Genomic DNA, 13,201 nt, shown 5'->3' with positions numbered 1-13,201 from the left:
ATCGGCGCGCCACCCCGCCAATCTGCCCGTGATCAGAAGCGATAACGCAGGCCCACGGTGCCGGAAATGCCATTGAGTTGCGGCGCGAACTGCGTGGCGACGCCATCGCTTTGGCCGTCGAACGCCAGGCTGCTGACGCGGGTGTAGCGCGCGCCGACTTCGACCGTCGCCTTGCGCGACACCGTGATGCCCAGGCCCGCATCGGCATGCCACAGGAAGCCCCAGTCCTTGCCGGAATAGCTGCTGCCCGCGCCGGTCACGGCATCCACGCGCGAAAGATCGGCATCGACCCGCGCCATGCCCACGCCACCGCCGACATAGGGCACGAAAACGCGGCCGAGCGGAATATCGACATAGCCGTTCACGCTCATCGTGAACATCTTGGCTCGGCCATCGGCCAGGAACCCACCGGCCTCGGCGCGATCGCGGTTGAGCTTGAGATCGGTGTAGCCGATGGTCTGTTCCAGGCGGAACATGCCGAAATCATAACCGCCGCCGATTTCGCCGGTCACGCCGGTGCGATACTTGGTGTTGTCGTCGATCGTGACATTGGGCAGGCCATTGCGATCGAGCTTCTGATCGGGCTGGATCACGCCGCCGGCGCGCGCCACGGCATAGATCCCCTTTTCGGCGTCTTGCGCGTGGGCCTTGGTGGCCCAAGGCGCGGCAACCATGGCCAGGGCAGCAAGATGGTGAGGACGGAACATATGCGCTTCCTTGTGCATCGCCGGCAGGGGGCGCCGGCTCCGCCACGGCAGCTAGCCCGGCGCGATCAAGGGCCGATGGGCAAGCGATCAAGGAACGATCGAGGCGCTCTCGACCATTTCTCAACACTGCCGTGCCATGGATCGGGTGAAGAGGCACACCGATGACCGACCGCATCCTGATCGTGGAAGACGAGCGCGAGATTGCAGAAATCCTCACGCTGTACGTGGAAAATGCCGGATTCGCCGTGGCCCGCGCCACCAGCTATCAAGAGGCGGTGCGCCAGCATGCGCAGTTTGCCCCCGATCTCGTCCTGCTCGACATCGGCTTGCCCGGCGGCGACGGGCTCGACGTGCTCAGTTCGGTCCGCCGGCGGGTGGATACGCCGGTGATCATGGTCACGGCGGTGGACGATGAAGTCACCAAGCTGTCGTCCTTGCGGATCGGCGCGGATGACTACGTGGTCAAGCCGTTCAACCCGTCCGAAGTGGTGGAGCGCATCCGCGCCGTGCTGCGCCGCACGCGGGGCGGCCGCTTGCGCCGCCTGTTTGCGGCAGGCCCGGTGGAAATCGACCTGGATGCCCGCACCGCCAGTTGCGGCCCGGCCGAGAGCCGCCAACGCCTGCCGCTTACGCCCAGCGAATTCGGCATCCTGGCCCATCTGGCCGCGCATCCGCGCCGGGCCTTTTCGCGCGCGGAACTGCTGGAGGCGATTTCGCCCGACAGCGATGCCTATGACCGGGTGGTGGACAGCCACGTTTCCAACTTGCGCCAGAAGCTGATGATGGCCGGTTGCCCCGACATCATCGAGCCCGTGCGCGGCATCGGCTATCGGCTGTGGGCCGAGCGTTGAACAGCATCGTCGCGCGGTTGATCGCGCTGGCCGGGGTGATGATCGCCATCACCATGGCGGTGGGGCTGATCGCCTATTACGGCGCAGCTTACTTCCATCTGCAGGTGATGATGAAGCACATGCCGCCCGAAGCGCGGCAGGAACTGGCCGGCCTGATCGCCCATGGCCAGCAGGCCAGCCCACGCTATTTCGCGCTGTTCGAACGCTATGGCAGCGGCGCACTCGATATCAGCGATGCCGGCTTCATCCTGGCGATCGGCATCACGTCGATCGTGGCCGGCGGCACGGTTGCGGTCCTGCTGGCACGGCGGATCAGCCAACCGATCATCGCCGTGGCCGAGGCGGCCGCAGCCGTGGCCGCCGGCGATCGCTCGGTTCGGGTCGCCAAGGGGCGGGTTTCGGGCGAAGTGGGCACCTTGATCGACAGCTTCAACCGCATGGCTTCCGACATCGAGGCCTATGAGCGCGAGCGCACGGTGTTCACCGCCGGCGTCACGCACGAGTTGCGCACGCCGCTGACCATCCTCAAGGGACGGCTGCATGGCATTGCCGATGGCATGGTGCCTGCTTCCGCGGCAGAAGCCGATCGGTTGCTGCGCCAGGTGGAGCACCTGGGACGGATCGTGGAGGACTTGAAAACCCTGGCCCACGCCGATGCCGGCGAACTGGCGCTGGATCGGCGCAACCTGATGGTGGACGACGTGCTGCGCGTGTGCGTGACCGACCTGCGCGGCAGCGCCGTGGCCGCCGAGGTGGAATTTGCCGAACACTATGCCGGGGGCAAAGTGCATGGCGATGCCGTGCGGCTCAGCCAGATTTTCCTCAACCTGCTGACCAATGCCATCAAGCATGCGCCGGTGGGCAGCCGTATCCAGGTGAGCAGCCGCAGCGACGAGCACCGGGCCATCATCGAAGTGATCGATGCAGGGGGCGGGTTTGCCCCGCAGGATGCCCAGCGCCTGTTCATGCCATTCTGGCGATCGCGCGCCGACAAGGTGGCGGGCCGGCCGGGCAGCGGGCTCGGCCTCGCCCTCGCAGAGAAATTGGCGGAGGCGCACGGCGGGCGCATCGTGGCGAGCAACCGTCAGGATCGATCTGGCGCGATCTTTCGGGTGGAACTGCCATTGGCCCAGGCCTGACCAGCAAAAAGGGCCGGCGCGCGCGCACCGGCCCTTTTTAATCCTGCCTTGCCTTGCCGATCAGCGGGCCAGCACGGCCTTGGCTGCGGCCAGGGCATCGGCCGCCTTGCTGCCATCGGGGCCGCCGCCCTGGGCCATGTCGGGACGGCCACCGCCGCCCTTGCCGCCCAGCGCTTCCACGCCCGCGCGCACCAGATCGACGGCGCTGACTTTGCCAGCGAGGTCTTCGGTCACTGCGGCTGCGATGGAGGCGCGGCCTTCGTTGACGGCCACGATCACCGCGACGCCCGAGCCCAGGCGCTGCTTGGCCTGGTCGAGAAGGCCGCGCAGTTCCTTGGGATCAAGGCCTTCCAGCACCTGCCCGGAAAACTTCGTGCCGGCCACGTCTTCGTCGGCCGTCTCGGCCTTGGCGCCGCCGCCGCCCAGGGCCAGGGCCTTCTTGGCTTCGGCCAGTTCGCGTTCCAGCTTGCGGCGTTCGTCGATGAGGGCGGCCACGCGGGCTTCCACTTCATCGGGCGTGGTGCGCAGCAGGCTGGCGGTGTGCTTGAGCGCGTCTTCGCGGCCGATCAGCCACTGCCGCGCGCCTTCGCCGGTGAGCGCCTCGATCCGGCGCACGCCCGAGGATACCGCGCTTTCGCCCACGATGCGGAACACGCCGATGTCCCCCAGCGCACGCACGTGGGTGCCGCCGCACAGTTCCACCGAATAGACTTTGTCGGTGGTGTGGCGGCCCATCGAGAGCACACGCACTTCATCGCCATACTTTTCGCCGAACAGCGCCATGGCGCCGGCCGCGATGGCATCATCGGGCGTCATCAGGCGCGTCGTCACCGGCTCGTTGGCGCGGATTTCCGCGTTCACTTCGGCTTCGATCGCGGTGATGTCGTCGGCGGTCAGCGCGGTGGGATGCGAAAAGTCGAAGCGCAGGCGATCGGGCGCGACGAGCGAGCCCTTCTGCGTAACATGCCCGCCCAGGCGGTTGCGCAGCGCCTGGTGCAGCAGGTGCGTGGCCGAATGGTTGGCACGCGTGGCATCGCGGCGCGCGACATCGACGACCAGTTGCACGGCATCGCCCACCTTGATCGTGCCCGCGTCCACCACGGCCTGGTGCGCATGGAGGCGGCCAAGCGGCTTGGCGGTGTCGGTCACGGTGATCTTGAGGCCATCAGCGCCGGCAATCGTGCCGGTATCGCCCATCTGGCCACCGCTTTCGCCATAGAACGGCGTCTGGTTGGTCAGCACGGTCACGCTGTCGCCGGCCTGGGCCACCTGCACTTCCGCGCCGTCCTTGACCAGCGCAACCACCACGCCTTCGCCGCTGGTGGCGGTGTAGCCGGTGAATTCCGTCGCGCCTTCGCGCTCGGCAATGTCGAACCACACTTCGCTCGATGCAGCGTCGCCCGACCCCTTCCACGCGGCGCGGGCGGCAGCTTTCTGCTGCGCCATGGCGGCATCGAAACCGGCGCGGTCCACGCTCACGCCACGGGCGCGCAGGGCGTCTTCGGTGAGGTCATAGGGGAAGCCGAACGTGTCGTAGAGGCGGAACGCGGTTTCGCCCGGCAGCTTGTCGCCCTCGCCCAGCCCGGCCGAGGCTTCGTCGAGCAGGCGCAAGCCGTTGGACAGTGTCTGGCGGAAACGGGTTTCCTCGCGCTGCAGCACTTCCTCGATCAGCGGCTGCGCGCGGCCGAGTTCGGGATAGGCCTGGCCCATTTCCGTAACCAGCGAGCCCACCAGGCGGTGCATCAGCGGATCCTTGGCGCCCAGCAGATGGGCGTGGCGCATGGCGCGGCGCATGATCCGGCGCAGCACATAGCCGCGCCCTTCGTTCGAGGGCAGCACGCCATCGGCCAGCAGGAAGCTGGACGAGCGCAAGTGATCGGCGATCACGCGGTGGCTGGCGGTGTTTTCGCCCATGGCTTTGACGCCGGTGAGGCTTTCCGAAGCGGCGATCAGCGCGCGGAACGTGTCGGTGTCATAGTTGTCGTGCTCACCCTGGAGCACGGCAGCGATGCGTTCCAGGCCCATGCCGGTGTCGATCGAGGGCTTGGGCAGATTGCCGACGATTTCGCCGGCCGCCTGCTCGAACTGCATGAACACGAGGTTCCAGATCTCGATAAAGCGATCGCCGTCCTCGTCCGGGCTGCCGGGAGGGCCACCGGGAATATGCGCACCGTGATCGTAGAAGATTTCCGAGCATGGGCCGCATGGGCCATCGTCGCCCATGGCCCAGAAATTGTCCTTGGTGGCGATGCGGATGATCTTGTCATCGCTCAAACCGGCGATCTTGCGCCACAGCGCGGCAGCGTCTTCGTCGGTGTGATAGACCGTCACCAGCAGCTTTTCAGCCGGGATGCCCCACACCTTGGTCAGCAGGGTCCAGGCGTTGGTGATCGCCTGTTCCTTGAAGTAATCGCCGAACGAGAAATTGCCCAGCATTTCGAAGAACGTGTGGTGCCGCGCGGTATAGCCCACGTTGTCCAGATCGTTGTGCTTGCCCCCGGCGCGCACGCACTTCTGCGAAGATGTGGCGCGGGGAATGGCGCGCGTTTCCAGGCCCGTGAAGACGTTCTTGAACGGGACCATGCCCGCATTGGTGAACATCAGCGTGGGGTCGTTATACGGAACGAGCGGCGCGGACGGCACCACTTCGTGGCCTTGGGAGCCGAAGTATTCCAGGAAGGACCGGCGGATTTCGTTCGTCGAAGTCATGACCCGGCGATTAGGCGAGGCGCGGCTGCGGAACAAGCGGGATTCATCGCTAACCGTGATCGCTTTACGCTTTCGTGGCGGTAACGATCCAGGCGGCAGCGGCGAAGGATACTTCGTCGTTCCGATGATGCGCGGCAATCACCTGGCGCAGCCGGTGTTCGATACCGGCGCGATCGGCCTCTGCCGCCTGGCGCAGGGCAGAGGCCGCCGGGCCGATGCGCCGGAACAGAGCCAGCGCCTGTGCTTCTGCATCGGCGCCTTCCCCGGCACGATAGCGGAAATCGTGGGGCGTGAATGCCAGGTCGGTCCATCCGGCCAGCATCGCGCGGACATGATCGGGATCGGCAAAGGCAAATGGGCCTGGAGCGCGGGGATCGGGCAGGCTGGCCGGCGGCGGCGCAAGGCTGGCCATCGTGCTGGCCCAGGCATTGTGTGCCGGCGCACGGAAGCAGGAAAAGACCAGCCGCGCACCCGGCGCGGCGGAAGCGGCCAACTGGCGAAACGCGGCGGGCGGATCGGCAAAGAACATCACCCCATGGCGCGAGACCAGCAGATCGGGCACGAACGTGGGATCGGACCAGCCCCCGGCATCGGCCAGATCGAACCGGGCATTGGCGCAGCCCTGCCCGCGTTGCCGGGCTGCCTCGATCAGGTCAGCCGAGACATCGATGCCGCGCACCTGCGCGGCCGGGCGCGCCTGCGCCACGGCGAGCGAGAGTTCCCCCGCGCCGCAGCCGATATCCAGGATGCGGGCACCCGGTTGCGCGGCGATGGCGGCCAGAAGCACCGGCGTGAGCGCGGAGAACGAGCGATTGGTGCGCTGCCACTCTTCGGCCCAGGCACGGCCGACGCCACCCTGCCAATCGCTTGTCCCGGTCATCGTTGCCTGTCTTCCTGCGGTTGGCCCCATACCAGGCGGAGCGGACCGCCAGCGTCCCCTTCATCGGCCCTGGCCGCGTTTTCGGCAAGGGCAGCGGCCACGGCCTGCCGCTGGCGCGCAGTACCGCCCCGCACGCTGAGCGCAAGGCCCCGGCGCTGCGCGGCCCAGGCGGCAGCATCCAGCGCGGCGGGATCGATCACGCCGTCAACCGGGACGATGGCGGGCAGCGGAGCGCCCGGTGGCGGCACGAGATGCGCCGTCCAGCCCGGTTCGGGCGCGGTCGCACGCTGTTCCAGCACGCGGTAGCCGGCCATGCTCAGCCCCGGAAGCGGCGCGGCGGCGACGGTCAGCGTGCGAGTGGCGCGATCGACACTCACCACATCGGGCGCCGCCCCGGCCACTTGCGCCAGGCGCGCCACGGCCGCGTTCAATCCGTCGCCATAGGCCCCATCGCCATCGGCGGCGTGGGCGATCTGCGCCGCTTCGGCCGCACCCACTTCCTGCGCCGTGCGCAATTGATCGACATGGATATCGACCGGCTGCACCAGCCGTGCGCGCAAGTCATCGGCAAGATGGCCATCGGCCGCCGGATCGACCGTGGGGGTGAGGATCATGGCACGCACGCGGATCGGCCGGGCGCTGTAATCGATGTCCAACTGGCCAAGGCGGGCGCTGTCGGGAAAGCGTTCGCGAATGGTGTCGCGCACCTGGCGCTGGACCAGCGATTCGAACGCGATCTGGCGCAATGCCGCGCCGAGCGGCACGGACAGCAGGCCAAGCGCGGCCAGGAACATCGTGAGTTGCAGGCCGGTGTGGTGGGGCGAAAGGTGGCTGCCGAACCCATGGACGCGGGCGACCAGCGCGGCGGTCAATGCGATGGTCACGGCGTTGGTCGCGAACAGCAGCAGCGCCCCGCCCCACACCGTGGCGTTTCCGGTGGCAAGGCCAAAGCCCACGACGACCAGCGGCGGCATCAGGGCAATGGCAATGGCCACGCCCACCACCGCGCCGCCCCGCCCGCGGATCAGGGCATAGGCACCGGCAACTGCGGACAGCAGCGCCACTAGCAGATCGAACAGGGTGGGATGCGTGCGGCCGGCAATCTCGGTGGTGATGGTCTGGATCGGGGAGAGCCGGACGAGCACGATGGACAGCACCACGGCGATCACCGATCCGGCCCCCAGCGCAAAGGCGGAACGGCGCATTTCGGCAAAATCCAGCGTGGCGATGCCAAAGCCCAGGCCAATGATCGGCATCATCAGCGGCGAAAGCAGCATGGCACCGATCAGCACCGCCACCGACGGCATCAGCAGGCCAAGCAGTGAGAGCATCGCCGAAATCACGATCAGGAAGGCATAGCGGCCCGACCATCCCGAATCCTCGACCACCTGCCGCAGCGTGGCATCATGATCGACGCCGTCCGTCATCCAGGCCGCCCAGCGCGCGCGCCAACCGCCTGCGTTCAGGACGGGCTGTAGTGTCGTGTCTGTATGGATCGAAATGCCGTGCCTCCATGGTGGTGAAGCGAACCAAGGCTTTGCTGCCGTGCGATTTTTCGACGGGAGCTGGTTCCCACTGTGCCTCATCGCGCTTTAAACGCGCCAGGCGGGCAGCGCAAACACCGGGAAACAAAACGTAATCGGCGCGCCGCCCGCAATGGGTGGCGCGCCGATCAGGATATCGGGTGAAAGGCCAGCAGGCGCGCCGGGCGCCTGCCGCGCCGATCAGTTGTCGTCGTCGGCGTCAGGACCGGCCATCAGGCCTTCGGCCACCTGCTCGGTGCGGGCGCGGATCGCGGCTTCCAGCCGATCGCGCAGCTCGCCGTTTTCGCGCAGGAAGTTCTTGGCGTTTTCACGGCCCTGGCCAATGCGCACGGAATCATAGCTGAACCATGCGCCCGACTTTTCCACCAGGCCGGCCTTCACCCCCAGATCGAGGATTTCCCCGATCTTGGAAATGCCTTCGCCATACATGATGTCGAACTCCACCTGCTTGAACGGCGGGGCGACCTTGTTCTTGACCACCTTCACGCGGGTGGTGTTGCCGGTGATTTCGTCACGATCCTTGATCTGGCCGGTGCGGCGGATATCGAGACGGACCGAGGCATAGAACTTGAGCGCGTTGCCGCCGGTGGTGGTTTCCGGGTTGCCGTACATCACGCCGATCTTCATGCGCACCTGGTTGATAAAGATCACCATGCAGCGCGAACGGCTGATCGAGCCGGTCAGCTTGCGCAGCGCCTGGCTCATCAATCGGGCCTGAAGGCCGACATGGCTATCGCCCATTTCGCCTTCGATTTCGGCGCGGGGGACCAGCGCGGCCACCGAGTCCACCACCAGGATGTCGATCGCGTTGGAACGGACCAGCGTGTCGACGATTTCCAGCGCCTGCTCACCCGTGTCGGGCTGCGAGACGATCAGTTCGTCAATGTTGACGCCCAGCTTCTTGGCATAGACCGGATCAAGCGCGTGTTCGGCATCGACGAAGGCAGCGGTGCCACCGGTCTTCTGCGCCTCGGCAATGGCGTGCAGCGCCAGCGTGGTCTTGCCCGAGCTTTCCGGACCATAGATTTCGATGATGCGGCCGCGCGGCAGGCCGCCGATGCCCAGCGCAATATCAAGCCCGAGCGAGCCGGTGGAAACAGCCTCCACCTGCATCGTCTCTTTCGAGCCCAGCTTCATCACCGAGCCCTTGCCGAATGCGCGGTCGATCTGGGCCAGCGCGGCGTCTAGCGCCTTCTGACGATCCATGTCCTTTTCTTTGCCTTCCTGAATGAGCTTGAGCTGCGCCGCCATGGCTGCTTCCCCTTGCCTAGAGATGGCTGACACGAACCGTCAACACGCAGAACAATGTACTCACTCTGTTCCATAGGAACAAGAGGGGAACATAAATTTCACTCCAGACTGGCGACAATTCCTGCCGTCGCTTGGAATCATGGGGATTTCCGGGCCTGTTTGCAAGCTGAAGCGGGCCGCAACAAACGCGAAATCATGGTCTTTTGCGAATATCGGGAATTGCTTCCATCGTGGCAGCATTGGCGACTCAGGGTGGCTTTGTTCCTTGCCCACTTCGTCAGGCCTGCGGCCTGCCACGCTCCCCCAGCAGGGGGAGGACCTGCTTGATCTTCCCTGTCCCGCAGCGATGGGAACGGGGAACGCCCGCGTGGCGGGTGGTGGAGGGGCAATCAGCCGCCGCGCAGCACCTGTTCCACCGCCGCCACGATCTGCGCCACGGAAAACGGCTTGGCCAGGAAATGCATGTTGGGAATGTCGATCTCGCGGCGGAGCTGTTCCTCGGCATAGCCGGACATGAACAGCACGGGCAGATCGGGTTTCACCCGGCGAATCTCGCGCGCCATGGCGGGCCCGTCCATCGAAGGCATGACGACGTCGGACACCACGAGGTCGATGTCGTTGCCCGCGGCCATGATGCGGGCGAGTGCTTCCAGCCCGTCTTCGCCATCGGCGGCCGTGGTCACTTCATAGCCCTGGCGCACCAGGGCCCGTTCGGCCACGGCGCGCACGGTGTCTTCATCTTCCACCAGCAGCACGCGCCCGCCGCCGGTCCACTCCGTGCGGCGCGTTTCGGCCTTGGGCCGCGCGGCTTCGGCCGCCTCGGCCGGATCGGGCACGTGGACAGGCAGGTAGATGGTAAAGCGCGTGCCCTTGCCCACCTCGCTATCGGCAAAGATGAACCCGCCCGATTGCTTGACGATGCCATAGACGGTGGACAGGCCAAGGCCCGTGCCCTTGCCCTTTTCCTTGGTGGTGAAGAACGGTTCGAAAATCTTGCCAATCTGCGAAGGCTTGATGCCGTGCCCGGTGTCCTCCACGACCAGCGCGGTGTAATCCGCGATCGGCAGGATTTCGCTTTTCATTGCGCGCACGTCATTCGCGGTGACGCGGCGCGTGGCGATGCGCAGCTTGCCACCGGCCTTGGTATCGGTGCCATTGGCGGTCATCGCGTCGCGCGCGTTCACCGCCAGGTTGAGCAGCACCTGCTCCAACTGCACCGGATCGGCGCGCACTAGGCCCAGATCGCGGTCGTGCGTCACGTCGAGTTGGATCTTCTCGCCCAGCAGGCGCTTCAACAGCGTGGAAACCTCGGCCACCACATCGGGCAGTTGCAGCACTTCGGGGCGCAGCGTCTGCTGGCGCGAGAACGCCAGCAATTGCCGGGTGAGCGAGGCGGCACGGTTGGAATTGGCCTTGATCTGCTGGATATCGTCGTAATCGCTGTCACCGGGCGTGTGGCGCATCAGGATCAAGTCGCAATAGCCGATGATCGCGGTGAGCACGTTGTTGAAATCGTGCGCCACGCCGCCAGCGAGCTGGCCCACGGCCTGCATCTTGGTGGCCTGCGCGATCTCGCGCTTGAGGCGGGCTTCCTCGGTCGAATCCTTGAGGGACAGCAGCACCGCCCCCTCACCCATGCCGCGCACACCAGCCAGGCTGAGCGAGACCGGCTCTTCGGGCGAAGCACGCAGCCGCACCGCCACGTCTCCGGCCGTGGGCGCGCCCTGGGTATAGCGGCGCACGGCATCGGCCAGGGCGCCCTTGTCCTCGCGGATCACCAGGTCGGACGGATAGGGCGGCGGGACGGTATCGTCGTGGCCCGCGGCGCGCAGGAACGCACGGTTGGCAAAGAGAAAACGGCCATCGCGGTCGGTCATCGCCAAGCCGAGCGGCAGGCGCGAAAGCAGCGCCTCGATCTGCGGAAGCCCCGCGCGCGCATCACCGAGCGCGCCATCGTTGTCGATGATCAGGAACAGCGAGGGCACCCGTGCCGGATCGGAAATGGCCCCGGTGCCTGCCACGCCATCGGGATCGACAACCGGCACATGGACAAAGCGCACCGGCATGCCCCGCGCGCCTTCGCGGGCATAGAAGATGCGCTCGCTATCATCGGCGCGGAACCAGGAAACGAAATCGCTGCCCACAACGGCGCTGCCCTCGCCATTGGCGCGGGCGGCAAAGGCGGTGTTGGCCGCCCGCACCCGCCCATCAGGCATGACCACGGCGGCCTGGATACCCTCGCGCGCCAGCGCGCGGCCGAGCTTGCCCGCGACATGGCCGGCCATGTCGGCCACCAGATCGACCTGCGCCAGCGGCACGAAACGGCAGACGAGGTGATCCTGCCCGCGCCCGGCGCGCAGCAGGTCTACCCGCCAGCGCCCCTTGGGCGAGGCAACCTGGTCCAGATGCGCCCGGCCATCGCGCCATGCGGCCCGCACCGCGCCATCGAGCGCATCGGCGTCTTGCCCATCGAGCGGCACGCGCGGGGGCGCGGCATGGCCAAACCATTGGGCAAAGCGGCTGTTGGCGCAAGCCAGGCGCCCGGCCCGGTCGATGATCGCCAGCGCTTCGTCAGGCCGTTCGATCGCCGTGAAAGTGACCGACCAATCGGGCGCCGCCAAGGCGGAATCGGCCCGTTGGGGCACGAACCGCACCACCAGCCGCGCCGCCAGAACCAGCGCACCAAGGCCGACGAGATAGGCCAGCGCAAGAACCGCATCGCCCGCGACCAGCCACAGCACCAGAGCGCCGAGCGCCGCTGCCGCGGCCACCGCAATGGCATCGCGTCGCCAGGCCGGGCCTGCACCCGCCTGCGTGGCCGAGCGGTCGCTCTCCCCCTCGATGTCGCCCGCTGCGGCCGGCACGCTCGCTCCCTTCACCCCTGCAGGCGGCAAAGCCCGCCCACTTCATCAATGCCCGGCGCGCATGGCCAGGCGCGTGCGCCGCTTGTGCACCGTCCACCAGCGCCAGGCAAACGCCGCGATGACATAGCCCAGCGCGGCAGCCACCACCGAGATCACGAACAGGCCAAACACCAGCGCGGGGGCCGCATCGGACAGCAGCCAGCCCGTCCATTCCGAAAGGCTGGCGCCGCGTTCGAACAGCCCCATGAACGTGGGGACATCGGCGTGGAAGCCAAACCAGTTGCCTAGCGCGAGCGAGGCGGCAATGAACAGCGGCGTTGTCGCCGGATTGGAGAGGAAGGTCATCCCCGCGGCAATCGGGATATTGCCGCGAAACGGCAGGCACATGGCCGCAGCACCCGCGATCTGCACACCCGGGATCATCGCGAAGATGCCCACCAGCAGGCCGATCGCCACGCCGCGCGGCACCGAGCGGCGGGTGAAGCGCCACAGTTCCGCCCGCGCCGCAAGCGGCCCGGTAAAGCGGTTGCGCTCCATCTGCTCGCGCGTGGGCATCGAGGAGCGGACCATCGTGGCTATCTTCTGATGCATCGAAACGGCAGTTCCTGGTGGTTGTGGCAGCAATGGTGGCGGCCAAGGCGTTCGCCGCGATCCTGCACCCGCCCAGCTTGCCAAGCGATGAAGCCGCGCGCCAAGAATCGCGTTCAGTTATGTTCGCGCATGATCCGCGCCTTGTCGCGCTGCCAATCGCGATCCTTGATCGTGGCGCGCTTGTCTGCCGCGTTCTTGCCCTTGGCCAGGGCCAGTTCCACCTTGGCCCGGCCCCGGCCGTTGAAATAGACCGACAGCGGCACCAGCGTCATGCCCTTGCGCTCTACCGCGCCATGGAACTTGGCGATTTCACGCTCTTTCAACAGCAACTTGCGCGGGCGCTTGGGCTCGTGGTTGTAACGGTTGCCGTGGCTGAATTCGGGCACGTTGGAATTGACCAGCCAAACCTCGCCGTTCTTCACCTCGGCATAGGATTCGGCAATCGAACCTTCGCCAAAGCGGAGCGATTTCACTTCGGTGCCGGTCAGGGCGATGCCGGCCTCGTACACGTCTTCGATGAAATACTCGAACCGCGCGCGCCGGTTTTCGGCGACGATCTTCTTCTTGTCGAAGGCCTGGGGAGTTGGTCTTGCCATGATGCAGCCCATGTAGGGTGGGATTGCCCGCATGGAAAGCAGGCGAATTCCAAAGCCGCGCAAGTTTCT

Annotated in this window: 10 protein-coding genes; 2 read left to right on the top strand and 8 right to left on the bottom strand. The window is 66.6% G+C overall.

Annotated elements, in window-relative coordinates:
* Window positions 1-32: 32 nt before the first annotated feature.
* Window positions 33-707 carry an outer membrane beta-barrel protein gene (locus tag FHT19_RS03210; RefSeq protein WP_169473934.1) on the bottom strand — a complete coding sequence of 225 codons (675 nt, stop codon included), beginning with the start codon at window positions 705-707 and terminating at the stop codon, window positions 33-35.
* 161 nt (window positions 708-868) lie between these two features.
* Here FHT19_RS03210 and FHT19_RS03205 point away from each other — a divergent pair, with 161 nt between their 5' ends.
* Both FHT19_RS03205 and FHT19_RS03200 read left to right on the top strand, forming a co-directional pair.
* Complete coding sequence (locus FHT19_RS03205) at window positions 869-1,558, top strand: response regulator transcription factor (protein WP_168554340.1); 690 nt, start codon at window positions 869-871, stop codon at window positions 1,556-1,558.
* The gene (locus FHT19_RS03200; protein ID WP_169473933.1) at window positions 1,555-2,697 is read left to right on the top strand and encodes a HAMP domain-containing sensor histidine kinase; all 1,143 of its coding nucleotides are present in this window, start codon (window positions 1,555-1,557) and stop codon (window positions 2,695-2,697) included. The genes FHT19_RS03205 and FHT19_RS03200 overlap by 4 nt, the downstream gene beginning before the upstream one ends.
* A 60-nt stretch (window positions 2,698-2,757) precedes the next feature.
* Here the strand turns inward: FHT19_RS03200 and alaS are convergent, their stop codons facing one another.
* The 7 genes from alaS to smpB all read right to left on the bottom strand — a co-directional run bounded on the left by alaS (window position 2,758) and on the right by smpB (window position 13,132).
* Window positions 2,758-5,406 (bottom strand): alanine--tRNA ligase, encoded by a 2,649-nt coding sequence (gene alaS, locus FHT19_RS03195; protein ID WP_169473932.1) that lies wholly within the window; start codon window positions 5,404-5,406, stop codon window positions 2,758-2,760.
* A 64-nt stretch (window positions 5,407-5,470) separates the two neighbouring features.
* Window positions 5,471-6,286 carry a class I SAM-dependent methyltransferase gene (locus FHT19_RS03190; RefSeq protein ID WP_169473931.1) on the bottom strand — a complete coding sequence of 272 codons (816 nt, stop codon included), beginning with the start codon at window positions 6,284-6,286 and terminating at the stop codon, window positions 5,471-5,473.
* Window positions 6,283-7,713, bottom strand: coding sequence for a DUF389 domain-containing protein (locus FHT19_RS03185; protein ID WP_169473930.1), 1,431 nt, complete (start codon window positions 7,711-7,713; stop codon window positions 6,283-6,285). Before FHT19_RS03185 ends, FHT19_RS03190 begins: the two co-directional genes overlap by 4 nt.
* A gap of 297 nt (window positions 7,714-8,010) precedes the next feature.
* Window positions 8,011-9,081, bottom strand: a complete 1,071-nt coding sequence (recA, locus tag FHT19_RS03180) for a recombinase RecA (protein WP_168554335.1) — start codon at window positions 9,079-9,081, stop codon at window positions 8,011-8,013.
* Window positions 9,082-9,470: 389 nt separating this feature from the next.
* A complete protein-coding gene (locus FHT19_RS03175; RefSeq protein ID WP_248290377.1) occupies window positions 9,471-11,852 on the bottom strand; it encodes an ATP-binding protein in 2,382 nt (793 codons plus the stop codon).
* 138 nt (window positions 11,853-11,990) lie between these two features.
* Entirely contained in the window at window positions 11,991-12,536 is a 546-nt protein-coding gene (locus tag FHT19_RS03170; protein ID WP_169473929.1) for a DUF2062 domain-containing protein, read from the bottom strand.
* 113 nt (window positions 12,537-12,649) lie between these two features.
* The gene (smpB, locus tag FHT19_RS03165; RefSeq protein WP_168554333.1) at window positions 12,650-13,132 is read right to left on the bottom strand and encodes an SsrA-binding protein SmpB; all 483 of its coding nucleotides are present in this window, start codon (window positions 13,130-13,132) and stop codon (window positions 12,650-12,652) included.
* Between the last annotated feature and the right edge of the window lie 69 nt (window positions 13,133-13,201).

The organism is Novosphingobium sp. SG919, from assembly GCF_012932495.1.
In the GTDB taxonomy this organism is placed as follows: Bacteria; Pseudomonadota; Alphaproteobacteria; order Sphingomonadales; family Sphingomonadaceae; genus Novosphingobium; species Novosphingobium rhizosphaerae.
Note: the sequence above shows the minus strand (reverse complement) of the source record. Positions and strands in the feature narration are given on the sequence as shown.

Bases quoted from the DNA above. Each gene is read 5' to 3' on its own strand.
- FHT19_RS03210 (WP_169473934.1), bottom strand. From the start codon at position 707: ATGTTCCGTCCTCACCATCTTGCTGCCCTGGCCATGGTTGCCGCGCCT.
- FHT19_RS03205 (WP_168554340.1), top strand. From the start codon at position 869: ATGACCGACCGCATCCTGATCGTGGAAGACGAGCGCGAGATTGCAGAA.
- alaS (WP_169473932.1), bottom strand. From the start codon at position 5,406: ATGACTTCGACGAACGAAATCCGCCGGTCCTTCCTGGAATACTTCGGC.
- FHT19_RS03190 (WP_169473931.1), bottom strand. From the start codon at position 6,286: ATGACCGGGACAAGCGATTGGCAGGGTGGCGTCGGCCGTGCCTGGGCC.
- FHT19_RS03185 (WP_169473930.1), bottom strand. From the start codon at position 7,713: ATGACGGACGGCGTCGATCATGATGCCACGCTGCGGCAGGTGGTCGAG.
- recA (WP_168554335.1), bottom strand. From the start codon at position 9,081: ATGGCGGCGCAGCTCAAGCTCATTCAGGAAGGCAAAGAAAAGGACATG.
- FHT19_RS03170 (WP_169473929.1), bottom strand. From the start codon at position 12,536: ATGCATCAGAAGATAGCCACGATGGTCCGCTCCTCGATGCCCACGCGC.
- smpB (WP_168554333.1), bottom strand. From the start codon at position 13,132: ATGGCAAGACCAACTCCCCAGGCCTTCGACAAGAAGAAGATCGTCGCC.